24 protein-coding genes are annotated in these 26,179 nt (G+C 72.6%); 12 read left to right on the forward strand and 12 right to left on the reverse strand.

All coding sequences use genetic code 11. The features are described 5' to 3' along the window. Nucleotides 1-93: 93 nt before the first annotated feature. The 4 genes from AAC944_RS08840 (at nucleotide 94) to AAC944_RS08850 (ending at nucleotide 2,938) form a co-directional block, all read left to right on the forward strand. Nucleotides 94-705 (forward strand): hypothetical protein, encoded by a 612-nt coding sequence (locus tag AAC944_RS08840; protein WP_030622875.1) that lies wholly within the window; start codon nucleotides 94-96, stop codon nucleotides 703-705. A gap of 245 nt (nucleotides 706-950) precedes the next feature. Continuing rightward, the gene (locus AAC944_RS08845) at nucleotides 951-2,315 is read left to right on the forward strand and encodes an L-lactate MFS transporter (protein WP_030622877.1); all 1,365 of its coding nucleotides are present in this window, start codon (nucleotides 951-953) and stop codon (nucleotides 2,313-2,315) included. Continuing rightward, a complete protein-coding gene (locus AAC944_RS36490; RefSeq protein ID WP_438272786.1) occupies nucleotides 2,312-2,425 on the forward strand; it encodes an MFS transporter small subunit in 114 nt (37 codons plus the stop codon). Before AAC944_RS08845 ends, AAC944_RS36490 begins: the two co-directional genes overlap by 4 nt. Before the next feature lie 144 nt (nucleotides 2,426-2,569). Then, nucleotides 2,570-2,938, forward strand: coding sequence for a hypothetical protein (locus AAC944_RS08850; RefSeq protein ID WP_030622879.1), 369 nt, complete (start codon nucleotides 2,570-2,572; stop codon nucleotides 2,936-2,938). Nucleotides 2,939-2,984: 46 nt separating this feature from the next. On the opposite strand, the gene soxR is transcribed toward AAC944_RS08850, so the two are convergent. Then, nucleotides 2,985-3,494: a redox-sensitive transcriptional activator SoxR gene (soxR, locus tag AAC944_RS08855; protein ID WP_030622881.1), complete on the reverse strand. Its 510-nt coding sequence runs from the start codon at nucleotides 3,492-3,494 to the stop codon at nucleotides 2,985-2,987. Between the two features lie 90 nt (nucleotides 3,495-3,584). On the opposite strand from soxR, the gene AAC944_RS08860 reads away from it, so the two are divergent. Continuing rightward, nucleotides 3,585-4,046 carry a MaoC family dehydratase gene (locus tag AAC944_RS08860; protein ID WP_030622883.1) on the forward strand — a complete coding sequence of 154 codons (462 nt, stop codon included), beginning with the start codon at nucleotides 3,585-3,587 and terminating at the stop codon, nucleotides 4,044-4,046. A 5-nt stretch (nucleotides 4,047-4,051) separates the two neighbouring features. Here the strand turns inward: AAC944_RS08860 and AAC944_RS08865 are convergent, their stop codons facing one another. Together AAC944_RS08865 and AAC944_RS08870 are read right to left on the reverse strand one after the other, a co-directional pair. Continuing rightward, nucleotides 4,052-4,681: a TetR/AcrR family transcriptional regulator gene (locus AAC944_RS08865; protein ID WP_030622885.1), complete on the reverse strand. Its 630-nt coding sequence runs from the start codon at nucleotides 4,679-4,681 to the stop codon at nucleotides 4,052-4,054. Between the two features lie 129 nt (nucleotides 4,682-4,810). Further along, a complete protein-coding gene (locus AAC944_RS08870; RefSeq protein WP_030622886.1) occupies nucleotides 4,811-5,962 on the reverse strand; it encodes an acyl-CoA dehydrogenase family protein in 1,152 nt (383 codons plus the stop codon). A gap of 116 nt (nucleotides 5,963-6,078) precedes the next feature. On the opposite strand from AAC944_RS08870, the gene AAC944_RS08875 reads away from it, so the two are divergent. Then, complete coding sequence (locus AAC944_RS08875) at nucleotides 6,079-6,711, forward strand: TetR/AcrR family transcriptional regulator (protein ID WP_030622888.1); 633 nt, start codon at nucleotides 6,079-6,081, stop codon at nucleotides 6,709-6,711. 102 nt (nucleotides 6,712-6,813) lie between these two features. Further along, the gene (locus AAC944_RS08880) at nucleotides 6,814-7,818 is read left to right on the forward strand and encodes an urea transporter (RefSeq protein ID WP_368397039.1); all 1,005 of its coding nucleotides are present in this window, start codon (nucleotides 6,814-6,816) and stop codon (nucleotides 7,816-7,818) included. Here the strand turns inward: AAC944_RS08880 and AAC944_RS08885 are convergent. The 6 genes from AAC944_RS08885 to AAC944_RS08910 form a co-directional block, all read right to left on the reverse strand. Then, nucleotides 7,793-9,175 (reverse strand): MFS transporter, encoded by a 1,383-nt coding sequence (locus AAC944_RS08885; RefSeq protein ID WP_030622891.1) that lies wholly within the window; start codon nucleotides 9,173-9,175, stop codon nucleotides 7,793-7,795. The genes AAC944_RS08880 and AAC944_RS08885 overlap by 26 nt on opposite strands. A gap of 215 nt (nucleotides 9,176-9,390) precedes the next feature. Next, the gene (locus AAC944_RS08890; RefSeq protein ID WP_030622893.1) at nucleotides 9,391-10,470 is read right to left on the reverse strand and encodes a Zn-dependent alcohol dehydrogenase; all 1,080 of its coding nucleotides are present in this window, start codon (nucleotides 10,468-10,470) and stop codon (nucleotides 9,391-9,393) included. Nucleotides 10,471-10,553: 83 nt separating this feature from the next. After that, nucleotides 10,554-11,972: an aldehyde dehydrogenase family protein gene (locus AAC944_RS08895; protein ID WP_030622895.1), complete on the reverse strand. Its 1,419-nt coding sequence runs from the start codon at nucleotides 11,970-11,972 to the stop codon at nucleotides 10,554-10,556. Between the two features lie 195 nt (nucleotides 11,973-12,167). Then, nucleotides 12,168-13,466, reverse strand: a complete 1,299-nt coding sequence (locus AAC944_RS08900) for an MFS transporter (RefSeq protein ID WP_078888925.1) — start codon at nucleotides 13,464-13,466, stop codon at nucleotides 12,168-12,170. A 3-nt stretch (nucleotides 13,467-13,469) separates the two neighbouring features. After that, a complete protein-coding gene (locus AAC944_RS08905) occupies nucleotides 13,470-14,918 on the reverse strand; it encodes a CitMHS family transporter (protein WP_030622900.1) in 1,449 nt (482 codons plus the stop codon). A 161-nt stretch (nucleotides 14,919-15,079) separates the two neighbouring features. Then, on the reverse strand, nucleotides 15,080-15,685 hold the full coding sequence (locus tag AAC944_RS08910) for a TetR/AcrR family transcriptional regulator (RefSeq protein ID WP_030622902.1): 606 nt from the start codon (nucleotides 15,683-15,685) through the stop codon (nucleotides 15,080-15,082). 144 nt (nucleotides 15,686-15,829) lie between these two features. Between AAC944_RS08910 and hmgA the strand changes: the two genes are divergently transcribed. The 3 genes from hmgA to AAC944_RS08925 all read left to right on the forward strand — a co-directional run bounded on the left by hmgA (nucleotide 15,830) and on the right by AAC944_RS08925 (nucleotide 19,218). Further along, a complete protein-coding gene (hmgA, locus tag AAC944_RS08915; RefSeq protein ID WP_030622904.1) occupies nucleotides 15,830-17,155 on the forward strand; it encodes a homogentisate 1,2-dioxygenase in 1,326 nt (441 codons plus the stop codon). 19 nt (nucleotides 17,156-17,174) lie between these two features. Further along, complete coding sequence (locus AAC944_RS08920; protein ID WP_030622905.1) at nucleotides 17,175-17,924, forward strand: GntR family transcriptional regulator; 750 nt, start codon at nucleotides 17,175-17,177, stop codon at nucleotides 17,922-17,924. Nucleotides 17,925-18,009: 85 nt separating this feature from the next. After that, the gene (locus tag AAC944_RS08925) at nucleotides 18,010-19,218 is read left to right on the forward strand and encodes a type ISP restriction/modification enzyme (RefSeq protein WP_030622906.1); all 1,209 of its coding nucleotides are present in this window, start codon (nucleotides 18,010-18,012) and stop codon (nucleotides 19,216-19,218) included. Between the two features lie 21 nt (nucleotides 19,219-19,239). Here AAC944_RS08925 and AAC944_RS08930 read toward each other — a convergent pair whose 3' ends face one another. Further along, nucleotides 19,240-21,018, reverse strand: coding sequence for an amidohydrolase (locus AAC944_RS08930; protein ID WP_368397044.1), 1,779 nt, complete (start codon nucleotides 21,016-21,018; stop codon nucleotides 19,240-19,242). 291 nt (nucleotides 21,019-21,309) lie between these two features. Further along, on the reverse strand, nucleotides 21,310-21,570 hold the full coding sequence (locus AAC944_RS08935; protein WP_030622908.1) for a hypothetical protein: 261 nt from the start codon (nucleotides 21,568-21,570) through the stop codon (nucleotides 21,310-21,312). A gap of 345 nt (nucleotides 21,571-21,915) precedes the next feature. Here AAC944_RS08935 and AAC944_RS08940 point away from each other — a divergent pair, with 345 nt between their 5' ends. Beyond that, nucleotides 21,916-23,754: a serine/threonine-protein kinase gene (locus AAC944_RS08940; protein ID WP_368397046.1), complete on the forward strand. Its 1,839-nt coding sequence runs from the start codon at nucleotides 21,916-21,918 to the stop codon at nucleotides 23,752-23,754. Here AAC944_RS08940 and AAC944_RS08945 read toward each other — a convergent pair. After that, the gene (locus tag AAC944_RS08945) at nucleotides 23,724-24,530 is read right to left on the reverse strand and encodes an SGNH/GDSL hydrolase family protein (RefSeq protein WP_030622911.1); all 807 of its coding nucleotides are present in this window, start codon (nucleotides 24,528-24,530) and stop codon (nucleotides 23,724-23,726) included. The genes AAC944_RS08940 and AAC944_RS08945 overlap by 31 nt on opposite strands. A gap of 302 nt (nucleotides 24,531-24,832) precedes the next feature. On the opposite strand from AAC944_RS08945, the gene AAC944_RS08950 reads away from it, so the two are divergent. Further along, nucleotides 24,833-26,068, forward strand: a complete 1,236-nt coding sequence (locus tag AAC944_RS08950; protein ID WP_030622913.1) for a S8 family peptidase — start codon at nucleotides 24,833-24,835, stop codon at nucleotides 26,066-26,068. Nucleotides 26,069-26,179: the final 111 nt, after the last annotated feature.

Below are 26,179 nucleotides of genomic sequence, written 5' to 3' on the forward strand. Positions count from 1 at the left end.
CCCGAATGCACACATCAGTTCGATGGATCCGGACGGCGGTCCGCTACGTCCATTCCATGTCCAGTCGGGTCCTCCCCACGGAGGTGGGATGAATTGGCCGGTTTCAGAGCTCTCGCCGAACAGGTCCGCAACCCGCGTCTCGTCACGCCCCAGCGGCGGACGGCGCTGCGTAAGTGCCTCGAACGGTTCGCCCCCTACGGGCACCGGGCGACATGGCACCACCTGTGCACCCGCGCAGGCATCGGGACGCAGGACCGCAACCCCGACCCGGGCCGGCTCATGGCCGCCCTGGCGGAACTGGAGGAAGCACGTAACCTCTGGCTCGCTTACGAAGCCGATTTCGCCGCACGCAGGCGGCGCGAGAAGCACGACGGCATCCGGCAGCCGGGTGCCCTGCACGAATGGCACCTGCGCACCTGGGGAGGGTGCGACATCGTGCCGTGCGAATCACCGGACCGGCACCCCACAGCGCGGCTGGCGGACGTGCTGAGCCGGGTGATCGCGGCCATGGAGTCGGGCAGGCCGCGCGAGGACTGCCCGGTGTGCGGCGGCCACCGCTTCGTCTGGCACACCGACGCCGAACACCCGGTGACCGGACCGGTCTGCCAGGAGTGCGGCGTGGTCACTCCGGCCGCGGTACTCACGGCGGCGACGCTCTCCGCGGCCCGCCGGGCACGTACCGAGCGGGCGTTCGCTGCGGCCTGAGCGGCGCATCCGCCGCGGACAGGGCCGCACACCCGCACGCGTCACCACGCACCACCACGCATCACCACGCGGGAAACACCGGCGGCCGGCTTTCGGGACGGGGGACCCGAAGGGCCGATCCGGCACGGCCGCACCGGGAACGGGGGACCCGCAGGTGACGACTTCCCGTCATGCCGGCGGCGAATGTAGTTGAGTCTTTGACGAAGATCTTCCCTTGGCTCACCCGGCAGCACTACGTTCACGGCATGCTCGCGCTCGCCCGTTCCGCCACCGTCGCCCCGCCGGGCTGGAGCCGCTGGCTCGTACCGCCGGCCGCGCTCGCCATCCACCTCGCCATCGGCCAGGCCTACGCCTGGAGCGTGTTCAAACCGCCCCTGGAGACCTCGCTCGGGCTCTCCGGCACCGCCTCCGCGCTCCCCTTCCAGCTCGCCATCGTGATGCTCGGCCTGTCGGCCGCCTTCGGCGGCACCCTCGTCGAACGGCGCGGGCCGCGCTGGGCCATGCTCGTCTCCACCCTCTGCTTCTGCTCCGGCTTCCTCGTCGCCGCCCTCGGCGCCGCCACCCGCCAGTACTGGCTGGTCGTCCTCGGCTACGGCTTCATCGGCGGCATCGGCCTGGGCATCGGCTACATCTCCCCCGTCTCCACACTGATCAAGTGGTTCCCGGACCGCCCCGGCATGGCCACCGGCATCGCCATCATGGGCTTCGGCGGCGGCGCGCTGATCGCCTCCCCCTGGTCCAGCGGGCTGCTGGACGCCCTGGGCACCGACTCCGCCGGCATCGCCCGGACCTTCCTCGTCATGGGCCTGGTGTACGCGGTCTTCATGTCGCTGGGCGTACTGCTGATCCGCGTACCCCCGGACGGCTGGCGGCCCCCGGGCGCCGCGCCCACCGGGGCCGCGCCGCGTGCCCTGGTCACCACCGCGCAGGTCTCCGCCCGCAACGCGCTGCGCACCCCGCAGTTCTGGTGCCTGTGGGTCATCCTCTGCATGAACGTCACGGCAGGCATCGGCATCCTGGAGAAGGCCGCACCCATGATCGCGGACTTCTTCGCGGGCACCTCGACACCGGTGAGCGCGGCCGCGGCGGCCGGGTTCGTCGGCATGCTCTCGCTCGCCAACATGCTCGGCCGGTTCGCCTGGTCCACCACCTCCGACCTGGTCGGCCGGAAGAACGTCTACCGCCTCTACCTCGGCGTGGGCGCGCTACTCTACCTCGTCCTGGCGCTGACCGGTGACGCGTCCAAGCCGCTCTTCGTGGCCTGCGCCGCGGTCATCCTGTCCTTCTACGGCGGCGGCTTCGCCACGGCCCCGGCGTACCTGAAGGACCTCTTCGGCACGTACCAGGTCGGCGCCATCCACGGCCGGCTGCTCACCGCCTGGTCCACGGCGGGCGTCCTCGGCCCGCTGATCGTCAACGCCATCGCGGACTCCCAGCACGCCGCCGGGCGCGACGGACCCGACCTCTACACCACGTCGTTCTTCATCATGATCGGTCTGCTCGTGACCGGCTTCGTCGCCAACGAGCTGATCCGGCCGGTGCATCCGCGCCACCACGAACCGGCGCCGCCGTCCGGCCGGGCGGACCGGGAAGAAGGAGCCGCCCTGTGACCGCCCGCCGCCGCGCCCTGCTCGCCTTCGTCTGGCTGTGGGTCGGACTGCCCTTCGCCTACGGGCTGTACGAACTGGCACTCAAGATGAAGCAGCTCTTCACGGGCTGAGTACGCCCCCACCGGCTCAACACCGTTTTCCTCGAAGTCGCTTGACAGGTGCCGATCACGGGACGAAAGCATGGTCTCCGGCCGCCCCCTCGTGGGGCGGCCTTGAGCGATCGACGAACGCCGGCACAGCACCGAAAGGTCTTCATGAAGTTCAGCAGGACAGCCGCTCACCTCGCCGTCGCCGGAACGGCCGCGCTGACCATGGTCGGCATGAGCACCGCCACCGCTTCCGCGGGCACCCCCGCCTCCATCCGGATCTCCGGCGGCGGGGTGTACTGGTACGACGGCTCCGACACCCTCTCCGTCTCCGACTACAAGGCGGACGGCTACGCGATCGAGGGCACGCTGACCCTCAACTCGGGCAAGACGTACACGCTCAGCGCACGCGGCGGCAAGAACGATCACACCGAGAAGCACATCAACATCGCAGAGGGCCGCGACATCACCCTGCAACTGTGCTACTGGAACGCGGTGGACAACGAGTGCACCGCGACGGCGCACGGCAAGGCGTGACGCACGCCCGTTTCCGGGGGCCGCGGCACGCGCCGCGGCCCCCGGCTCATGTCTCGCGGGTGGTGCCCCCGCACGGCTCCGGTGCGGCTCTCCCCGCGCCACGGTCCACGCGCAGCCGCCGCGCTCCCGGCCCCTGTTCGCCGAGTTCGTCGTACGGGTTGGAGAGCGCGCACTTCTCCAGGGAGAGGCAGCCGCAGCCGATGCAGTCGGTCAGCTTGTCGCGCAGGTCCAGGAGCTGACCGATGCGCTCGTCCAGCTCGGCGCGCCAGGCCTCGGAGAGCCGCGCCCAGTCCTCCCGGTTGGGCGTGCGCTCCTCCGGCAGTTCGGAGAGCGCGTCGCGGATCACGGCGAGCGGGATGCCGACGCGCTGCGCGGCCCGTACGAAGGCGACGCGGCGCAGCGTGTCACGGGTGAACCGGCGCTGGTTGCCCGCGGTACGGGTGCTGCTGATCAGGCCCTTGGACTCGTAGAAGTGCAGGGCGGAGACGGCGGCGCCGCTGCGCGCGGCGAGCTGGCCGACGGTGAGCTCATGGACTTTACGGGGTAGCTGGGGCACGCCCGCCAGCGTAACCGGCCGGTCCGTTGACAGCGGAGCCTGCGCACAGCAAGCTGAGCAAGCGCTTAGTCGATGAGGAGGCATACGGACATGGCAGACCCTCGAGTGTTTCGGTCGCTGGACGAGCTGCGTGGAGCGGTCGGCGAGGAACTCGGCCCGAGTGACTGGCTGGAGGTCGACCAGAAGCGGATCGACCTGTTCGCCGACGCCACCGGTGACCACCAGTGGATCCATGTCGACCCGGAGAAGGCCGAGGCCGGTCCGTTCGGCACCACGATCGCGCACGGCTACCTCACGCTGTCGCTGCTGCCCGCGCTGGTACCGCAGCTGATGCGCGTCGACAACGTCAAGATGGGCATCAACTACGGCACGAACAAGGTGCGTTTCCCCTCCCCCGTGCCGGTCGGCTCGCGGGTGCGTGCCACCGCGAAGATCGCCGAGGTGACCGAGGTGGCGGGCGGCGTGCAGCTCACCACCGCGGTGACCGTGGAGCGCGAGGGCGGCGACAAGCCGGTCTGCGTCGCGGAGTCGGTCAGCCGCTTCTACCTCTAGAGGCGCTACGGGCGGCGCGCGCCCACCATGCCCAGGACCAGGTCGGCGTAGAGCTCGCCGACCTGGTCCGGCGTGCGCTTCCCGTCCGCGGTGAACCAGCGGGCGACGTCCACGCAGAGCGACAGCACCGCCAGCGTCGTGCCGGGCACGTCCCGCACGGAGAACTCCCCGGCGTCCGTGCCGTCCTGGATGATCTCCCGCAGCAGCCGGTCGGTCTGCCGCCGCAGGCCGGCGATCTCGGCGTAGTGCTCCTCGCCGAGAGCCTTCAGCTCGTACTGGATGATGCGGGCCGTGGTGTGCCGCTCGGCGTGCCAGCTGGCGAAGGCCCGGACCGCGTGGCAGAGCCGGTCGGCGGCGGTGCCCTCGGCCTCCGCCGCGGCCGCCATGATCTTCAGCGCCCGTTCGTGCCCTGTGACGCTGATGCGGTAGAGCAGCTCTTCCTTGGTCTTGTAGTGGATGTAGAGTGCGGCCGGGCTCATGCCGGCCCGCCCGGCGATGTCACGGGTGGTCGTGGCGTGGTAGCCACGCTCGGCGAACGCCTCGACGGCGGCCCCGACCAGCCGCTGGGCCGCGTCCGGAGCCACTCCGGCCCATTCGCCGGCGACCTGGTCCGTCCGCTCCGCCTCGGCACCCATCGCGCACTCCGATCCCGCGGTCCGCCACGGTCCGTCCGCGGCGGGCCATCAGATCGAACACCATACCGCTACGACTGAGCAAGCGCTTAGGGGGCCCGGGGCCGTGTCCTGCAGGAGGCGGGGCTCCGGTCAGAACGCCGAGACGCCCGTCAGCGCACGCCCGATCAGCAGCTTCTGGATCTGGCTGGTGCCTTCGTAGAGCGTCATCACGCGGGCGTCGCGGACCAGCTTGCCGACCGGGTACTCGTCGATGTAGCCGTATCCGCCGAAGACCTGGAGGGCGTTGTTGGCGCAGCGCACCGCGGCTTCGGAGGCGAAGAGCTTGGCCTTGGACGCCTCGGTGACGAACGGCTTCCCGCGGTCGACGAGGTCCGCGACCCGCCAGGTCAGCAGCCGGGCCGCGTCCACGTCCAGCGCGATGTCGGCGAGCAGCTCCTGGACGAGCTGGTGGTGGGCGATGCTCTTCCCGAACTGGTCGCGCTCGCCGGCGTACTCCACCGCCGCGTCCAGCGCGGCCTGGGCGATGCCCACACAGCCGGCCGCGACCGACATCCGGCCCTTGGCCAGCGCGGACATCGCGACGGAGAAGCCCTTGCCCTCGGGGGCGATCATCGCGGAGGCCGGCACCCGCACGTCCTCCAGGATGAGCTCGGCGGTGGCCTGGCCGCGCAGGCCCAGCTTGCCGTGGATCTCGCGGCGGGACAGGCCCGGGGTGTCGGTCGGGACGAGGAAGGCGCTGACGCCCTTGTGGCCGGGCGCCTCGCCGGTGCGGGCGAAGAGCAGCACCACGTCGGCCCAGGTGCCGTTGGTGATGAACATCTTCGTGCCGTTGATCACCCAGTCCTGGCCGTCGCGGACGGCCCGGGTGGTGAGGTTGCCCGCGTCGGAGCCGGTGCCGGGCTCGGTGAGGCCGAAGCAGCCGATCGCGTCGCCGGAGGTGAGCCGGGGCAGCCACTGCTGCTTCTGCTCCTCGCTCCCCCAGGCCGCGATGGACTTGCCGACCAGGCCGAGGGAGACGGAGACGATGCCGCGCACGGAGGAGTCGCCCCGGCCCAGCTCCTCGGTGACCAGGGCGTACGCGAAGTGGTCACCCCCGGAGCCGCCGTACTCCTCGGGGATGGTCAGGCCCAGGAAGCCGAGTTCACCCATGGTCTTCACGAGGGCGCGGTCGACCTGTTCGGCGCGGTCCCACTCCGTCGCGTGCGGGGCGACCTCGCGGTCGACGAAGTCCTTGGCGAGCTGCCGGACGGCGGCCTGCTCCTCGGTGAGTTCGAGGTTCATGATGCGTCTTCCTCTGAACGGTGGCAGTGAGGGCGACGGCGGCGGTGCCCGCGCGGACGCCCGCCACCTTAATTACCACTGCTAGTTTTTCGGCGGCAGCCTCTACTATGTGCGTCATGGCCCGACCCCGCAAGCCCCTGCTGAGCCGCGAACGCATCGTCACGGCGGCCCTCGCGCTCATCGACGAGGAAGGGCTGCAGGCGCTCTCCACCCGGCGGCTCGCCGCCGAACTGGGCGTGAGCGGCCCCTCGCTCTACAACCACTTCACGACCAAGGACGAGATCCTGGACGCCGCGGCGGACATGGTGATCGCCAAGGTCGACGTCTCCGCGTTCGGCCCCGACCGGGACTGGCAGCGCGGGCTGCTGGAGTGGGCCCGGTCCTACCGCGCGGCGCTCGCCGCACACCCGAACTTCGTGCCGTTCCTCGCCCAGGGCCCGGGCCGCCGCCCGGCGGGCCTGAAGATGGCCGACGCGGCGTTCGGCGGCATGGTCGAGGCCGGCTGGCCGCCCGCGCAGGCCACCAAGGTCTGCGCGATGGTGCGGTACTTCGTCGCGGGCTCGGCGCTCGGCTCCTTCGCCCGCGGCTTCGTCGACGACGCGGCCGCCTACGACCCGGCCGACTACCCCCACCTCGGCCAGGCCCACCTGCTCGCCGAGCATCAGCAGCAGGTGGACGAGGGCGCCTTCGAGACCGGGCTGCGGGCGCTGGTCGACGGGCTGGCGCTGCAGTTCCAGCCGGCGTCCTGACCGGCCCCCTCTCCGTACCGCACACCTCCCTGTGAGGCGCGCGTAACACATCAGTAATATCCGGGTTGTCCGTCACGCACCGCGTCGCGACAGGAGGCCCGTGTGAACCAGCCGATACCCGCCCGGCGTCCGTACGCCTTCCTGCTGGGCGTGCTGCGCGGCCAGGCACAGGTCGACTTCCTGTCCAGCGCCCTGGCCGGGGCCGTCTTCACGGTGGCGCTCTGCACGGCGGGCTGGGAGTACGGCGCCTACGGACTGGGCGGCGCCGCGCTGGGCGCCCTGACGGCACAGGCACTGGGCGTCGCCCGCGACCGGGTCGTCGCAGGCCTGGAGGGCTTCAACTCCTGCCTCGTGGCGGTGGGATTCGCCGCGTTCCTGGGCGCCGGCCACCTCTCGACCGTGCTGCTGGCGGCGGGCGGCTGCGTCGTCGTCACCGTGCTCACCGGCGCCGTCGGCACCCTGCTGGGCACCTGGAACCTGCCCGCGCTGACCCTGCCGTACTGCCTCACGGCCAGCGCCATGACCATCGCGGCGCCCGGCTTCGTCCGGGTCTGGCACCACGGTCCCGGCCTGGCCACGCTCACCCGCGCGGCGGCCGGCCCGACCACGCTCACCTGGCACGACCTGTGGCACGCCTTCTTCTCCAACATCGCGCAGATCTTCTTCATGCCGCAGTGGTACGTCGGCGCGGTCTTCCTGCTCGGGATCTTCGTCGCCGACCGCCGGCTGGGCGCCCTGGCCTGCCTGGGCAGCGGGGTCGGCATCGCGGCGAGCCGGCTGCTGGGCGCCCCGGCGCACCAGATCGCCGACGGCGGGATGGGCTACAACGCGGTGCTCGTCACGATGGCGCTGGGCGGCGTCTTCCTGGCCACCGACCGCTGGTCGCTGGCGTACGCGGTGACCGGCGCGACCGCGGCGACCGTGCTGACCCCGGCGGCCGCCGCGGTCTTCGCACCGTCCGGCGGCCACACCTTCACCTGGCCGTTCGTGCTGACCACGCTGGCGTTCCTGATGGCGGTGCCGGCCTTCCCACGGTTGCGGAAGGCCGGCGGGCCCGGTCCGGTGGCGGCCCCCGACCGCGCTACTCCGCCGGCCGCGGCCGCGTGACAGGGGTGGCGGACTCCGCGGTGCCCGCTGCCGCCTGCTTGGCGCGCTTGGCGAGCACCGCGATCGAGGCCAGCGCGACCACCGACAGCAGCATGATGTAGCCGGAGACCGCCAGCGAGGTGCCGCTCGCCTCCAGCAGCAGGACCATCAGGAAGGGCGCCAGGCCGCCGCCCAGCACGGCGCTGATCTGGTACCCGAGCGAGGCCCCGGTGTAGCGCATCTCCGCCGAGAACAGCTCGGCGAACAGGGCGGCCTGCGGCCCGTACATGACGCTCAGGAAGCAGCTGGTGATGAACGTGCCGACGGCCAGCCACACCAGCGAGGCGGTGTCGATCAGCAGGAACATCGGTATCGCCCAGACCAGCAGCCCGACGGCGCCGAGGGTGTAGATCCGCAGCCGGCCGACCCGGTCCGAGAGCGCGGCCGAGGCCGGGATCAGGGCGAGCTGGGTGAGGCTGACCAGCAGGGTGACGGTCAGCACCGAGGTGCGCTGGAGGTGCAGCTCGCGGGTGGCGTAGTCCAGCACGCCGGTGATCAGGATGTAGAACGTCGCGGTGTTCACCGCGAAGGAGCCGCCGGCCAGCAGGACCGTGCCGAGGTGGTGGCGGAGGATCGACCGGAGCGGCGAGCGCCGGTCGTCGGCCTGCTTCTCGGCGGCGGCCAGCTTCCGTTCGGCGTCCCGGAATTCGGGGGTCTCCTCGACCCGGGTGTGGATGTACCAGGCGAGGAGGAGCACCAGGACGCCGACGAAGAACGGCAGCCGCCAGCCCCAGGCGGCGAACGCCTCGTCCCCGACGGCCGCGCCGGCCACCAGGAAGACGGTGTTGGCGGTCACCACGCCGATCGGCACGCCGAGCTGGACCAGCGAGCCGTACAGCCCGCGCTTGCCCTCGGGCGCGTACTCGGTGGCCATCAGCATCGCGCCGCCCCACTGGGCGCCGACCGCGATGCCCTGCACGATGCGCAGCGTCACCAGCAGGATGGGTGCGGCGATGCCGATCGTGTCGTACGTGGGGAGCAGGCCGATGCCGGTGGTGGCGATGCCCATCAGGGTCAGGGCCAGGACGAGCATCGGCTTGCGGCCGCGTTTGTCGCCGAGCTGGCCGGCGATCACACCGCCGATGGGTCTGGCGAGGAAGCCGACGGCGAAGGTCGCGAACGCGGCGAGCACGCCCGCGACCTGGCTCCCCGAGGGGAAGAAGGAATGGCCCAGTACGAGGGCCGCGGCGATGCCGAAGACGAAGTAGTCGTACCACTCGACGGCGGACGCCAGGGCGGCCGCGGTGGCCACCTTGCGGCGGTGCCGGGTGGTGGGGGCTGAGGTGGTGCTCGGTGACGCGGAGGGGGCCGTGTCCATGCGTGCACGCTCCGAAGGGTGCGGGGGAACGGGGGGCGGCGCCGTGATTGCGGGTGACCGTACCGACCGGCTGGTACGGGGTCAACGGTCCGCGCAGCAGGAGTTTTTACGGCCGCATGGGAGAGCCTTTGCCCAGCTCAGCGACGGTTTCCGGGCAGCCCGAAGGCCCCCGGGGCGCGGCGCTCCCGGGGGGTCCGGCGGATCGCGTCAGCTCCTCAGAAGACGATCAGGGCGCGGCCTCCCTTGCCCGCGAGCATGGCGTCGAAGGCGGCCGGGATGCCCTCCAGGCCGATCCGCTCGGTGACCAGGCCTGAGAGGTCCAGCGCTCCGCTGCGGACGTGCTCGGCGATGACCGGCAGGTCCTTGGCCGGGTCGCTGTTCCCGTAGACGCAGCCGGAGAGGGTGCGGCCGAAGTAGAAGAGCTCCAGGGCCGAGAAGGTGACCTGCTGGTCCTGGCCGCCGACGCCGACGACGGTGGTCCGGCCGCCGCGGCGGGTCGAGGACCAGGCGGTACGGATGGTGTCGGCGCGGCCGACGCACTCCAGGGCCACGTCGGCGCCGATGCCGCCGGTGAGCTTGCGGATGCTCTTCGCGGTGTCCTCCGCGGCGACGAGGAAGTCCGTGGCCCCTGCCGCGCGCGCCAGCTCCTCCTTCGCCGGGGAGACGTCCACGGCGATGATCGGGCCCGCGCCCGCGATCCGCGCGGCCTGGAGCGTGGCGAGGCCGACGCCGCCGACGCCGAGGACGACGACCGACTCCCCGGCGCGGACCTGCGCGGAGTGGTGGACCGCGCCCCAGCCGGTGAGGACCGCACAGCCCAGCAGGGCGGCCTCGGTGAGCGGTACGCCCTTCGGGAGCGGCAGCGCGGCATGGGCCGCGACCACCGTCTCCTCGGCGAACACGGCCGTGCCCAGGCCCGGGTACAGCTCGCCGCCGTCCGCCCGGGTGGCGTACGGCTTCGCGGCCGCCGCTGCCGAGTTGACGCACAGCCACACCTCGCCGAGGCCGCAGAAGTGGCAGTCCCCGCAGGACGGGGCCCAGTTGAGGACGACCGGGTCGCCGGGCGCGAGGCCGGTGACGCCGTCGCCGACGGCGGTGACGGTGCCGGCACCCTCGTGGCCGAGCACCGCGGGGACGGGCTGCTTGAGGGTGCCGTTGGACAGCGACAGGTCGGAGTGGCAGACCCCGGCCGCGGCGAGCTTGACGCGGACCTGGCCGGGTCCGGGGTCGGGCAGCTGGATCTCGGCGATCTCCAGCGGGGCGTTGACGGCGGGCAGTACGGCAGCGCGGACCACGGTGCGGTCTCCTCGGTGGGGAGTGCGGAGTACGGGCGGGAACTGCGGGGGCGGGCGCCGGCCCTGGCCGGCGCCCGGGCCGCTCAGAGCTGGAGCGACTTGGTCTGGAGGTACTCGGTCAGGCCGTGCGGGCCCAGCTCGCGGCCGACGCCGGACTGCTTGTACCCGCCGAAGGGCGCGAGGAGGTTGAAGCGGCCGCCGTTGATGTCGACCTGGCCGGTGTCCAGCTTCCGCGCGAAGGCCACGGCGGTCTCCTGGTCCTTCGCCCAGACGGCGCCCGCGAGACCGTAGACCGTGCCGTTGGCGATCTCCACGGCCTCGTCCTCGTCGCGGTACTTCAGGATCGAGAGGACCGGGCCGAAGATCTCCTCCTGGGCGATGGTCATGCCGGGGGTGACGTCGGCGAAGACGGTGGGCCGGACGTAGTAGCCCTTCTCCAGGCCCTCGGGGGCCTCGGCGCCGCCGGTGACCAGCCGCGCGCCCTCTTCCTGGCCCTTGGTGATGAAGCCGCGTACCCGGTCGCGCTGCTTGGCGTTGACGACCGGGCCGAGGCGGCTGGCCTCGTCGTCGGGGTCGCCCGGCACGTACTTGGCGACGATCTCGGCGGCGAGCCGGACGGCCTCCTCGTACTGGTCCTCGTGGACGAGCATGCGGGTGAGCGCGTTGCAGGACTGGCCGGAGTTGCGGATGACGTCGGCGACGTTGACCTTCACGGCCTTGGCGAGGTCGGCGCCGGGCAGGATGACGTTGGCGGACTTGCCGCCCAGCTCCAGGGCGACCCGCTTGACGGCGCCGCCGGCGATCGCACCGATCTTCCTGCCGACCGCGGTGGAACCGGTGAAGGAGACCAGGTCCACGCCCTCGTGCTCGGCGAGCGCCTGACCGGCGACCGTGCCGAGCCCGGTGACGAGGTTGAAGACGCCGGCCGGGAGGCCCGCCGCGGCCACGCACTCGGCGAAGAGCTGGGCGGTGAGCGGGGTGTCCTCGGCGGGCTTGAGGACGACGGTGCAGCCCGCGGCGAGCGCCGGGGCGACCTTGTTGGTGATCTGGTGCAGCGGGTAGTTCCACGGAGTGATGGCGCCGACCACGCCGACCGGCTCGTGCAGCACGGTGGAGGTGCCGATCCGCTCCTCGAAGGAGTACTCGGCGGCGAGTTCGGCGTACGAGGCGGTGACCGCGATCGGCATGCCGGTCTGCACGTTGGCGGCGAAGGCCTTCGGCGAGCCCAGCTCGGCGGTGATGGTCTCGGCGATCTCGCCGGCGCGCGCCTTGAGCTGCTCGACCAGTGCGGTGAGCTTGGCGGCGCGCTCGGTGGGCGCGGTGGCGCGCCAGCCGGGAAGGGCGGCGCGCGCCGCCCGTACGGCGGCGTCGATGTCGGCCGCGGTACCGGCCGGAACGGTGGCGATCACCTGCTCGTCGGCGGGGTTGCGCACCTCGATGGTGTCGCCCCCGACCGCGGCCCGCCAGGCTCCGTCGATGTACATGCCGTCGTGTGCCTTCATCTCGGCGTCCTCCCGAGGGTGGTCGTCAGGTGCGCTAAGCGGGCGCTCATACGCCGCGCGTACAAACTATCGCCGCTAGTTTGCGGGGCGCCACCCTGTCGGGCATCCCATCTCGGCAGACACGGGTGACGGGCGGCGCAGTATCCCACTCCCGCCTCTCGGACGGGTGACAGCCGACGGAAGGGACGCTCGGTTTCAGCTCCCGCGCCCGGATCGCCGCTCTTCACGACAGCCCGCCCCCGCCTCCGCGGTCCTGGCGGGTTTCCTGCCGGGCACGCCGGCCCCGCGCCGTACCCCGCCCGCCTCGCGCGGCGACCGCAGGGCGACCGCCGCCGAGCCCAGCAGGAGCACGCCGAGCAGCACGAACGGCGCGGCGGCGCCCGCGACCCCGGCGGCGAGTCCCGCGCCCGCCGGTGCCGCGACCTGGCCGAGACGGTTACCGGTGAGGCGCAGCGCGAGGGCGGTGGACCGCGCGTCGTCGGGCGCCGCCTGGACGACGGTGGTCATGGACAGCGGCTGGCCGACGCCGAGGCAGAAGCCCAGCGCGGCCAGTACGAGGGCCAGCGCCCAGACCGGCAGCGGCACGGCGATGGCCGCGCACAGGACGGCGGCCGCCGCGCAGGTCGTGGTCAGCAGCGTGGTACGGCCGAGCAGCCGCAGCATCGGGGTCATCACCAGGCGGCAGGCGATGGTCGCCGCCGCGCGCAGGCTGAGCAGCAGGCCGATGGTGGCGGGCGCGATGTGGTGGGCCTCGCCGACGACCGGGAGGTAGGCGGTGAGGATGTCGGTGGCGGAGAGCACCGAGAGGCTGATGAAGATGCCGGCGGTGACGCCTCGGGTACGCAGGATGCCGAGGACCGGTACGCGGCGGGCCTCGGCGCGCGGCGCCCCGCCCGCGGGTGCACCGTCCCGCCGTTCCTGCCGCTCCAGGCGCCACAGGGCAGTACAGGCGCAGGCCGCGGCGGCCGCGGAGACCAGCAGCGCGGTGGCGCTGGTACGGGCCATCGCCCCGTCGTGCTCGGAGATGAGGAGCCCCGCGCCGATCGGCCCGAGGAGCTGGCCGAGCGAGGCGCCGATGGTGAAGTGTCCGAAGTTGCGGTCCCGTTCGTCCGGAGCGCTGCGCCGGGCGACGATGGACTGGGCGCCGATCACGAAGCAGAGGTGGCCGAGGCCCATGACACCGCTCCAGGCGGCCATCGCGGGCAGCGAGCCGGCCACGCCGCTCAGCGCGCAGCCGCCGGTGATCAGCGCGACGCCGACCACCAGCAGGGGCGTGCAGCGGCCGTGGTCGGTACGGCGGCCGAGCGGTACGGCGACGAGCAGCGGCAGCAGCGCGTACACGCCGGTGATGACGCCGACGGCGGTCTCGTCGGCGCCCAGCGCGAGCGCCCGGTAGGAGACGGCGGGCCGTGCCATGCTCACCGCCGCCTGTGCGAAGGAGAACGTGAGGATGAGGCGCAGCAGCCAGCCCCTGCCGGGCGTCACGGTCTTCATGGGTCAGATGATTCCGTACAGCAGTCCGGCGCCGAGCACCACCAGGGAGGTGAGCGCGGCCCATTTCACGGTGAACTTGGTGTGGTCGGCGAACTCGACCTTGGCCATGCCGACCAGGACGTAGACGGCGGGCACGAGCGGACTGGACATGTGCAGCGCCTGGCCGACGAGGGAGGCGCGGGCGATCTCCAGGGCGCCCACACCGTGCGCCGCGCCGGCCTCGGCGAGGATCGGGACGATGCCGAAGTAGAAGCCGTCGTTGGACATGAAGTACGTCAGCGGGATGCTGAGGACGCCGGTGACCAGGCCCATGTGCGGGCCCATCGCGTCGGGGACGTTGCCGACCAGCCAGCGGGCCATGTGCTCGACCATGCCGGTGCCGGTGAGCACGCCGGTGAAGACGGCGGCGGCGAAGACCATGCCGGAGACGTTCAGGACGTTCTCGGCGTGTGCGGCGATGCGCGCCTTCTGGTCCTTCATGTGCGGGAAGTTCACGGTGAGCGCGATGGCCGCGCCGAGCAGGAACAGCACCGGGATGGGCAGCGTCTGCATGATCAGCAGGGTGAGCAGCGCGATGGTGAGGGCGGCGTTGAACCAGTAGAGCTTGGGGCGCAGGGTGGCCCGGTGCGGGTCCAGGGCCTGGAACTCCTCCTCGGGCGCCGGGCCGTGGCCGGTGCCGGCGGTCCCGGCGCCGCCTCCGGTGCCCTGCGTGCGGCCGGCGGTGGTGCCGCCCTTGACGCCGGCGCCCGCGCCGACCAGGACCTGCTCGGTCTCCCGCTCGGTGGCCTCGGCGTCCGCCGCCACGGCCTTGGCGCTGCCGGGCTCGCCGAGGGTGAGGGTGCCCAGCCGCTTGCGCTCGCGGCGGCCCAGGACGTAGGCGAGGGCGAAGACGGCGAGCAGGCCGGTGGCCAGCGCGGGGATCATGGGGATGAAGATGTCGCCGGCGTCGAGCTTGAGCGCGGTGGCGGCGCGGGCGGTGGGGCCGCCCCAGGGCAGGGTGTTCATCACGCCGTTGGCGGTGGCGGCGACGCCGGTCATCACCACGAGGCTCATCTTCAGGCGCTTGTAGAGGGGGTACAGCGCCGAGACGGTGATCATGAAGGTGGTGGAGCCGTCGCCGTCGAGCGAGACGATCGCGGCGAGCAGGGCCGTACCGACGACGATGCGGACCGGGTCGGCCTTGCAGAACTTGAGGATGCCGCGGACGATCGGGTCGAAGAGGCCGACGTCGATCATCACTCCGAAGTAGATGATCGCGAACATCAGCATCGCGGCGGTCGGCGCCAGATCGCCGATGCCGTCGATGACGTAGTCACCGAGGTTCGCGCCCTGCCCGACCAGGACGCAGAACAGCGCCGGGATGAGCACGAGCGCCGCCATCGGCGACATCTTCTTCATCATGATCAACACCAAGAAGGTGGCAATCATGACAAATCCGAGGATGGTCAGCATTGGGGGTACCTCACGTTCGCCCTTGAACACCTGCCAGGGGGTGGCGGTCGAGGCGACGTTAGGGGCGGCCAACTTTTGTTAACAAGGTCTTGACGCGCGAGCAATACGAGCAAAACCCCAGGTCAATAAGGGGCGCGTCCGGATCGCTCCGGGATGCGCACTCAGTCCAGCACCCGGCCCAGATACGCCCGCAGCAGTTCCTTGGTCTCCGCGACGATCTCCCGGTCCCCCTCGGGGGCGACCCGGAACGCCAGCTGCACCAGCGCGTCCGCCGCCTCCACGCCCACCAGGAACGCGGTCCGCAGCCGCGCGTCCGCCGGGTCCAGGCCGAGCGGTACGGCCAGCAGCGCCAGCAGCCGGTCCGCCACGAGGTGGTTCGCCTCCCGGGTGGCGCGCGGCGCGGGCACGGTGAACTCCACCAGCGCGAAGCCGGGCACCGACCGCTTCATGGCGAGGTACTCGTCGACCACCACGTCCATGGCGTACCGCCAGTCCAGCCGGTCACCGGCCGCCGTGAGCCCGGCGGTGACCCGGTCCGCGTACCCGTCGAGGTTGCGCAGCGCCAGCGCCTCGGCCATCGCGCGCTTGTTGGGGAAGAAGCGGTAGACCGAGCCGATGGGCACCTCGGCGCGGGCCGCCACCGCGCGGGTGCTCAGGTCCTCGTACCCCTGCTCGTCGAGGACTTCGGCGCAGGCGTCGAGGATGCGGGTCAGGCGCTCGGCGCTGCGGCGCTGGACCGGGGCGCGGCGGAGTGACGGGGTGTCCACGTACCCATCCTGCCCTCCGGCCGGATTCCCGGGACCGCACGGCGCGTCCCCGGGCGTCCCGTTGACGGCCCCGGCCGCCAATCCTAAGGTCTTGCACAGGATTGCTGAGGTTCTCCGGGATTTGCTGAGCGGCGGGAGCACGCGATGACAGGCACGGGCGGCGAGCAGGCGAGGAAGACGGCGCAGGGGCTGGACCACTCCCCCGGCTTCGGCAACGAGCACTCCTCCGAGGCCGTGCCCGGCGCACTGCCCGTCGGCCGCAACTCCCCCCAGCGCGCCCCGCTCGGCCTGTACGCCGAGCAGCTGAGCGGCAGCGCGTTCACCGAGCCGCGCGCCCACAACCGCCGCTCCTGGCTCTACCGCATCCGCCCCTCGGCCGCCCATCCGCCCTTCGTGCGGACGGACAACGGCGGCGTACGGGGCGCCCCGTTCACCGCCACCGAGCCCGACCCCAACCGGCTCCGCTGGAACCCCCTCCCCGAGCCCCCGCCGGGCACCGACTTCGTCGCCGGACTCTGGACGCTCGGCGGCAACGGCGACGCGGCGCAGCGCACCGGCATGGCGGTGCACCTGTACCACGCCAACGCCCCCATGGAGCGGAAGGTGTTCAGCAGCGCCGACGGCGAGCTGCTGATCGTCCCGGAGCACGGCGGCCTGCTGCTGCGCACGGAGTTCGGCCTGCTCGCCGCCGAACCGGGGCACATCGCGCTCATTCCGCGGGGCGTGCGCTTCCGCGTCGAGCCGCTGGATGCCACGGCCCGCGGCTACGTCTGCGAGAACTACGGCCGCCCCTTCCAGCTCCCCGACCTCGGCCCGATCGGCGCCAACGGGCTGGCCAACCCGCGGGACTTCCGCGCGCCCGTCGCCGCGTACGAGGACAGCGACGAGCCCTGCGAGGTGATCAACAAGTACTGCGGCAACCTCTGGTCCGCGACCTACGACCACTCCCCGCTCGACGTCGTCGCCTGGCACGGCAACCACGTCCCGTACGTCTACGACCTGCGCCGCTTCAACGTCATCGGGTCGATCTCGTACGACCACCCGGACCCGTCGATCTTCACGGTCCTGACCTCGCCGAGCGACACCCCGGGCCTCGCGGGTGTGGACTTCGTCGTCTTCGCGCCGCGCTGGCTCGTGGGCGAGGACACCTTCCGGCCGCCCTACTTCCACCGCAACGTGATGAGCGAGTACATGGGCCTCATCGAGGGAGCGTACGACGCGAAAGCCGAGGGCTTCGTTCCCGGCGGCGGCTCGCTGCACAACATGATGTCCGCGCACGGCCCGGACCGCGCGACGTTCGACAAGGCGAGCAGCGCCGAGCTGACGCCCCAGAAGGTCGACGACGGGCTGGCGTTCATGTTCGAGACGCGCTGGCCGGTGCTGCTCACGGAGCAGGCCCGGACCGCCGACCACCTGCAGACCGGGTACGACGGCGTGTGGCAGGGTCTGGAACGCCACTTCTCTTCATAGCCGCTGTGGGGAAAACGCCGTGACGACCTTCGCGCCCGACTCGCTCGCCCTGAACCGCAAGCTGCCGCTGTGGTACCAGGTCTCGCAGTCGTTGCGGGCCTCCATACTGGGCCGCCACCCCGACGCGCCGCTGCGGCTGCCCACCGAGGACGCGCTCGCCGCGCATTACGGGGTGAGCGTGCTGACCATGCGGCAGGCCCTCAAGGAGCTGGAGGCCGAAGGACTGATCAGCCGGCACCGGCGGCGCGGCACGTTCATCGAGCCGGACGCCCGGCGCGGCGCCCCGGTCCGGCTGCTGGGCTCGGTCGACGCGATCGTGGCGCAGCAGTCGGGCATGGTCACGAAGGTGCTGGAGCACGGCACGGGCCCGGTGCCGCCGGAGCTCGCCGAGCACTTCCCCGGCCTGGCCCGGGCCGCCGTCTACCGGCGGCTGCGCAGCGACGAGCGGACCGGCGAGCCCACCAACCATGCCGTCAACCACGTACGCCCCGACCTCGCGGCCCGCATCGACCCGGCCGAGCTGGAGCGCCACCCGATGACGAAGGTGCTCCGGGACTCGGTGGGCGTGACGATCAGCCGGATCACCGACACCGTCGAGGCGCGGCTCGCCGATCCGGAGACGGCGCGGCTGCTGGACGTCCCGCTGCTCAGCCCGATCCTGCACTACACGGGCATCACCTACGACGAGGCGGGCAGGGTGATGGACGTCGCGCGCATCCACTACCGGGGCGACCGCTTCTCGTTCACGGTCACGCTGGACGCGGACTGAGGGCCGCTCCGGGCGGCCCGGCGCGTGGTGCCGGGCACGTGGTTACGATGCCCGGGTCATCCGAACCGTCCGGGAGGGTTGCCGCGTGACGGCGAAGCAGGACGTGCCCCTGCTGTCCGACCTGATGCCGTGGTCCGTCGCCGCGCCGCGGCTCGGCCGGGCCTGGATCATGGCGCCGGACACCGGGTCGCTGCGGGCGCGCTGGGACGCGCTGCTGCGGGCCGACGGCACCGCGGACCGCGAACGGCTCTTCCGCCCGTCCAGGGCCCGCACCCTGCACACCGCGGTCGGCCAGCTGCCCGGCCAGGCCACGGCCACCGGCCGGCTGGCCCGGCTGACCCGCGGCGACGCTCCCTGCCCGGAGCCGGTGCGGGTCCGGCACGGCGCGTACGACCAGCAGTGGCTGCTGCCCGACCACCGGCTGATCGACGCGGCCCGTCCTGAACTGTGGCGGGTCGCCGACGCGCACCAGCTCTTCGCCGTCGAGCAGCCCCGCGTCCCGCAGGACCCCGGCCCCGCGCTCGCCGTCTCGGCCGTGCTGCCCGTCGGCCGCCAGGGCCGCGTCCGTCCCCTCTACCGCCGCCCCGCCGGCACCGAACCGAACCTCTCGCCCGGCCTCCTCGGCCACCTCGGCGACCGCCTCGGCCGGCCCGTCACCGCCGAGGACGTCTTCGCCTACCTGGCCGCCACCGCGCGGCACGACGCCGGCGGCCTCGCCGTCCCCCTCACTGCCGACCCGGACCTGTGGGCACGTGCGGTGGCGCTGGGGCACGAGCTGATACGGCTGCACACCCGGGGCGCGGGCACCGGTGAGCGTCCCCGGCTGCCCGGCGGCCGCCGCCCGTACGTCCGGGCCGCGCTGCCCGCCCGGGGGCTGCCCACGGAGATCACGTACGACGCGGAGGAGGAGGCGCTGCTGATCGGCGAGGGACGCGTCTCGCCCGTACCTGCCGCGGCCTGGGAAGCGCACGCGGGCGGCGTCCGCGTACTGGAGGCGTGGTACGAGCGGCGCACCGGAGCCGTCGAGCCGGGCACGCTGGAGGCGGTACGCCCCGCCGCCTGGCCCCAGGAGTGGACCACCGACCTGCTGGAGCTGATCACCGTACTGGCCCTGGCCGGCGGCCTCCGGCCCGAACAGCAACGGCTGACGGCGGCGCTCGGCGCGGCCCCGCTGATCGGCGCCGGGGAGCTGACCGCGGCGGGGGTCCTCCCGGTCCCCGCCGCGGCCCGCCGCCCGGCCTCCGTCCTGGACCACCAGGAGGAGGGCCCGGACGGCCAGTTCGCGCTGCTCTGACGTGGCCCGCGGGCCGCAGGGTCACTTCTGCGGCGCCAGCTCCGGCCCCAGCGAGCTGAACTTCTCCTGGCTGACCACGCGCTGGGGCGGCCAGGTGATGTTCGGCGGCGGCCAGGACTGGCCGGTCCGCTCCAGGAACCAGGCGGGCGGTTCGTACATGGGCGGTTCGTAGCCGTCCGGCAGGGCGGTCCTCCAGCGCACCCCCTTGGTCCGCTCGGCGAACTCGTCCTTGACCGCCTTCAGCCGCGCGGGCTGGGTGATCAGGTCCACCGCAGTCGCGGCCAGGTACTTCGCGGCCGCGAGCAGGGCCGCGTGGCCGGGCGCCGCGGCGGCGCAGGCGGCCGTCGACCAGGTGTGCATCTTCGTGCCGATGGGCGCGAGGGCCGCGCCCATGGAGACGGTGGGCATGTTCCAGCTGATGTCGGCGACGTCGGTGGAGCCGCCGCCCATGAAGACCGGGTTGGGCGGGGTCAGTTCGCCGATCTTGTCGTGCAGCCCCTTCTCCGGCAGGCCGAGCGACTTCTGCAGGTCCTTGGCGAGCCGCTGGGCCTCGTCGCTGAACTCGGGCGGGCCGATCTTCCGCATGTTGTCGTGCATCAGCTCGGCGAAGGCCCGGGACGGCAGCTGGTTCCAGCAGGCCGACGTGATCTTGTGCTGGACGGTGGTCCGGCTGGCCTTGGCCGCCGCCTCGGACACCTCGATCACCTTGTCGAGCAGCACCCGCACCCGCTCCGGGCTGCCCTCGCGCACGTAGTACGAGATCTCGGCGATCTCCGGGGTGACGTTCGGGATGTCCCCGCCGTTGTTGATCACCCAGTGCAGCCGGCCGGACGGCGCGAGGTTCTCCTCCCGCAGGAACTCCGACATCGTCGCCATCATCACCGCGGCGTCCAGCGCGCTCTTGTTGCCCAGCGGGGTGCCGCCGTGGCCCGCGACGCCGAGGAAGGTGAAGGTGACCGCGGTCATCGCGGTGGACGAGCCCCAGCCGGTCGCGTTGGACGTGGACGGGTGCCAGTCCAGGAAGGCGTCCAGCCCGTCGTACACGCCCTTGCTCACCGCGTACGTCTTGCCGATCAGCTGCTCCTCGGCGGTGGAGCCGAAGAACTTCACCGTCACGTCGAGGCCGTGCGCCTCGGCGGCCTTGGCGACGGCCGCAGCGGCGGCCGCTGCCGCGGTACCGAGGGCGCAGTGGCCGCAGCCGTGCCCGGGGCCGTAGCCGGGCGCGAAGGGATCGTGCACGTACTCCAGCGGGTCGTGGTGGCCCACGCCCCGCTTCTGCGACAGGCCCGGCAGCGCGTCGTACTCGCCGCTGAACCCGATCACCGGGCCGCCCTTGCCATGCCGGGAGGTGGCGGTGAAGGCGGTCGGGAAGCCGGCCGTGCCGAACTCCACGTCGAATCCCGCAGCCTTGAGGAAGTCCGCCTCGGCGAGCGAGGACTTCCACTCGCGCAGCGACAGCTCGGCGTTCTCCCAGATCTCGTCGTCCAGCCCGGTGATCTTCTCGCGCTGCCGGTCGATCCAGGCCAGCGCGGCGGCCTTGGCCGGGGTGTCCTTCGCCAGCCCCTTCGGCGCCCGGTAACCGTCCGGGTCGGCCGCCGTGGCGTCGGACGCCGCGGCCATCGCGGGGTCGGCCGCCGCGCTCATGGCGGCGGTGCTCACCCCCGCCGCGCCCAGCAGCTGGACGATCCTGCGTCTGCTGAGTCCGCCGGGGGCCGCCGCCCCCGTCTCGTGCTTGTGCTCGTGGTCGTCGTGCAGATCACACACCGGCGCCTCCCGCGGCAGGATGGTTGTACGGGACAAGCGACTGCACCCTGGCGCGGAATGATCGTCACGTCAACAGCACGGTGTGACATCACCGTTACGAGTGAAGCGGCGCCGCCGGTACCCCGCACCGCTTCCGGCCCGCCGGGAACGCGGAACGCGCCCGCCCCGCTCACCGGACTCGCCGGGAACGGGGCGGACGCGTACGCGTGGGACGCCGTGCTGCGGTGGCCGGGCCGTGCGGCGGCCCGCGGACGGGGCCGGATCAGCGGCGGGGAGCTGACGGGGCGCGCAGGAGGCGCACCGGAGCACCGCTCGGCACGGCTCGGCTCAGCTGTGACCGCCGAAGAGCGACCGGCGCAGCCGGCGCAGCGGGGCGAACAGCGACACCCGCGCGCCGCGGCTCTTCCGCGTCCGCGCGTGGTCACGCTTGGTGATCTCCTGCATCAGCGAGGTCGCACCTTCGGTCTCACGCTGCGGTATCGCCGGCCCGCCGAGCACCGCGAGATGGCGGTCCAGGCGGGCGCTGGACGCGCCGCCGCATGTGATGGCAGGCACTCGCGGCCTGCTGCGTACTGCAATCTGTTCCATGACACTCCCCACCCGTACGAGGGCACCCGGCCCGGGCAGGGTAACCCTATCTCTCCCGCACGACCTTCGCGCAGCCCGGTATCAGTATTCACCTGCCCCGCAAGGGCGTTGACGAACACCATACGGAACGTCGGCGCACCGCACCTACTTCAGCCCGGGACGGCGGGCGTACAGGAGCACGTCCCGGCCCCGAGCGTGCGCCCCCCATGACGGAACGTCACCGCCCTTGCCGTGCCGACTCGCCCCGGCCGCCCGCGGATTACCGCCGAGGGGGCGCGACGGCCCCGGGAGAGAGGTACGTTTTCCCCACATCGCTCCATTTGCGGAGTCGAGGGGGCTCGTGCCATGGACGCAGGTACGGGAGACGGACGGATGCTGGCGGACCGCTACCGCCTGCTGGCCGAACTGGGCCGGGGCGGCATGGGCGCGGTCTGGCGGGCCCGGGACGAACTGCTGGACCGCGAGGTGGCGGTCAAGGAGGTACGGGCGCCCCGCGAACTGCCCGCACGCGAGGAGCGGTTGCTGTACGCCCGGCTGGAGCGGGAGGCCCGGGCCGCCGCCCGGATCGCGCACCGCAACGTCGTGACCGTCTTCGACGTGGTCACCGAGGGCGGCCGCCCGTGGATCGTGATGGAGCTGGTCCGCGGCCTCTCGCTCGCCGAGACCCTGGAGGCCGCCGGGCCGCTGCCGCCCCGGCGGGCCGCCGCGATCGGCGCCGAGGTGCTGGCCGCGCTGCGGGTGGCGCACGCGGCGGGCGTGCTGCACCGCGACGTCAAGCCGGGCAACGTCCTGCTCGCCGACGACGGCCGGGTGGTGCTCACCGACTTCGGGATCGCGACGGTCGAGGGGACCGCCGCGCTGACCCTCACCGGCGAGCTGATCGGGTCGCCCGAATTCACCGCGCCCGAGCGGGCGCTCGGACGGACGCCGGGCCCGGAGTCGGACCTGTGGTCCCTGGGCGTGACGCTGTACGCCGCGGTGGAGGGCCGCTCACCGTTCCACCGGGACACCCCGCTGAGCACGCTGCGCTCGGTGGTCGACGAGGAACTGCCGCCGCCGCGCCTGGCGGGACCGCTGGCCCCCGTACTGGCGGGGCTGCTGCGCAAGGACCCGGACGAACGGCTGTCGGCGGCCGGGGCCGGGGAACTGCTGGCGTCGGTCGCGGGCGGCGGCCTGCCGACGACGGTGACGGCCGCACCGCCGGCTCCCCCGTACTCCCCGACAATCGCCACGGCCGGCGCCACCCGGGACGACGCCACGGGCGGGACCGGGAGCGGGAGCCCCGCTCCGCCCCCTCCTTCGGGCACCTACGGCCCGCACCCCACACGTCACTCACGCCCCCGGCGGCGCTCGCCTCTCGCCCTGGCCGCGACCGCCCTGGCCGTCGCGCTGGCGGCCGGCGGGGCCGCGTGGGCGCTGCTGAGCGGGAACGGCGGCCCGGGCCCGGCCGCTCCCACGGCGTCGGGCAGTGTGCGGCCGGGGCCTTCGGACGAGCACGGGGCCGAGCGGGACACCGGCCGGGACGCCGGGGGCGGGGACCGGGGCACGGCGGGCTCCGACGAGCGGGAGGGCGACGGGGCGCGCAGGTCCCCGCCCGCGGTCACCGTCACGGCCGTCGTCTCGACCGTGCGCGGCAGCTACGTGGGCAGCTGCCCGCCGCCGGCCGCCGCGGCACCGGCGTTCTCCGGGGTCATCACGGTCAGCCGCGGCCCGGCCGAGGTCAGCTACCGCTGGCGCACCGACGGCGGCGGCTCCGAGCGGCCGTGGCGGACGGTCCGCCTCCCCGGGAGCGGGGCGCAGCGGGTGACGGTCGGACACACGGAGACGGCGCACGACCCGTACGGCACACGGGCGGGCCGGGTCGGCCTCGAAATACGGAGCCCGAAGGCGGTCGCCTCGAACCGCGCCGCCTTCTCCGTGACGTGCGAAGGGGAGGCCCCGGGCGGCGGGACCTCCCTCCAGCCCCCGGACGAGGAGCCGGACCCCACGGACACGGGCCGGGAGCCGACCCCGTCGGGCACCGGGCCCTCCCCTACGTACAGCGAGAGCTCTCCCTCTCCCGACGAGAGCTCCTCCTCGTACGGCGCGGAGTCTCCGTCGTGGAGCGGGAGTGCGCCACCGCACGGCGGGGGGTCCGGTGCGTCGGGCGGGCGTTACGCGGCGGAGCGGAAGACCGGCAGGTAGCCGCTGGACTGGCCGGTGGCGGTCGGGTGGTAGGAGTTCTCGACGGGGACGGTGACGCTGTGCAGCCAGGAGCTGCCCGAGCAGATCTCGTGGCCGGCGAAGGTGGTGTTGGCGTCGCCGAAGGCGAAGCCGTGGTCGGCGGCCCGCTTGGCGGTGACGCCGTTGATGTCGTCGGCGGCGGCGTTTATGGCGGCCCGCTCCTTCTCCGAGAGGCCGGCGATGCAGCTGCCGTTCAGCTTGTAGAAGCGGGGGTAGCCCAGGACGACCACCTTGGCGGCGGAGGCCTTGCCGGAGATGGCGCCGTAGACCTGGTCCAGCTGTCCGGGCAGGGTGTTGTTGATGTACGTCCGGGCCTGCTGGACCCGGGACAGGCAGGTGCTCTCGGACTGGAGCACACAGGTCGTCATGGTGTCGGCGAAGCCGGCGTCGTTACCGCCGATGGTGATCGACACCAGGCTCGTGGCGGAGTTCAGAGCGGTCAGCTGATTGTTGAGAACATCACCCGTACGGGCCCCCGAGCAGGCCGCGAAAGTGAACGAAGCGGGTGAGTTCGCGGCGGCCCAGAGAGCGGGGTACGCCTTGCTGCTGCGCTTGCAGGAGCCGCTGCCACTGTCGTAGCTGCCGGCTCCGAGGCCGGAGGAGTAGGAGTCACCGAGCGCCACGTAGTGGGTGTCGGCGGCGAGTTGGGCGGAGGAAGCGGGAGCGGCACCGAGGAGCGCGAGGGACGCTGCGGCAACGAAAGCGGACACCACGCCCGCTCGTCTGGAAACTCTCATGGAACCTCCAATAGCAGGATCTCTGCCGCAACTGTGGTAGCAGTACCGACGCGTAGGCGGAAGTGTTCATGCCAACTTTGCTACTCGCGTAGAGCATTACTGGCCATGCCTTCCGGCGGATTGCCGCACTATGTCGTGCATATGACATCAAGCCACGTCCTCTTGAATCCTTGAGTACCTCTCGGGGAATCTTTCGTCCGGGTGGTCCAACGCACCCTCAGGAGCCACCCGCAGCGCACGAATCCGTGCGCCACCCCCCATGCGCACGCACCACGCGCACCTGATGAGGAGGACCCCCTCGTATGGCAGTGATGCGTACCACCACAGGGATTTTCGGCCGGATCCCGGCCAGGCTCCGGATCGCCACCGCGGTCACCGCCGCTTCGGCCGCCGTCACCCTCGGCGCCGTCGCGCTCCCGGCCCATGCCGCGCCCGCCGAGGGCACGGTCGTCGGCGCCGGCGCGGAGAACGCCGTCAAGGGCAGCTACATCGTCACGCTCAAGAAGAGCGCGGGCGTCAAGGCCGCGTCCGCCGACGGCAGACGCCTGATATCCGCCCACGGCGGCACCGTGGCGCACACGTACACCGCCGCGCTCAACGGCTACGCGGCGCACCTGTCCGCGGCGGAGGCGAGACGCCTCGCCGCCGACCCGGCCGTGGACCAGGTGTTCCAGGACACCACGGTGCACGCCACCGCCACCCAGTCCAATCCGCCGTCGTGGGGGCTGGACCGCATCGACCAGACGAACCTCCCCCTTGACAAGCGCTACACGTACCCCGACAGCGCCGGCAGCGGTACCACCGTCTACGTCATCGACACCGGTGTCCGCGTCAGCCACCAGGACTTCGGCGGCCGCGCGGTGAACGGCTACGACGCCGTCGACAACGACAACGTCGCCCAGGACGGCAACGGCCACGGCACCCACGTGGCGGCCACCGCGGCCGGCACCAGCTACGGCGTCGCCAAGAAGGCCAAGGTCGTCGCCGTACGGGTGCTCAACAACTCCGGTTCCGGCACCACCGCCGGGGTCATCGCCGGCATCGACTGGGTCACCAGGAACCACAGCGGCCCCTCGGTGGCGAACATGTCGCTGGGCGGCGGCGCGAGCACGGCACTGGACAACGCCGTGAAGAACTCCATCGCGAGCGGCGTGACGTACGCCGTCGCGGCCGGCAACAGCAACCTGGACGCCGGCACCTCCTCGCCCGCCCGCGTCCCCGAGGCGATCACCGTCGGGGCCACGACCAGCACCGACGCCCGCGCCAGCTACTCCAACTACGGTTCCCGGCTGGACCTGTTCGCGCCTGGCAGCAGCATCACCAGCGCCTGGCGGACCTCCGACACCGCCACCAACACCATCTCCGGCACCTCGATGGCCACCCCGCACGTGGCCGGCGCCGCCGCCGTCTACCTCGCCGGACACCCGTCCGCCTCCCCGGCCGCCGTGTCGAGCGCCCTCGTCAGCGGCGCCACGTCCGGCGTCGTGACCAGCCCGGGCAGCGGCTCGCCGAACAAGCTCCTGAAGATCGTTCCGTAACCCTGTGACCCCGGAGCGCCGGGGCGTACCGGCGCCACCGCATCCACATACCGCACACGACCGGAAGGATTCGTTCCGAGCTTAGGTACCGCAGGTCGTGAACGAGCCGCG

It is taken from the genome of Streptomyces sclerotialus (assembly GCF_040907265.1).
Lineage (GTDB): Bacteria > Actinomycetota > Actinomycetes > Streptomycetales > Streptomycetaceae > Streptomyces > Streptomyces sclerotialus.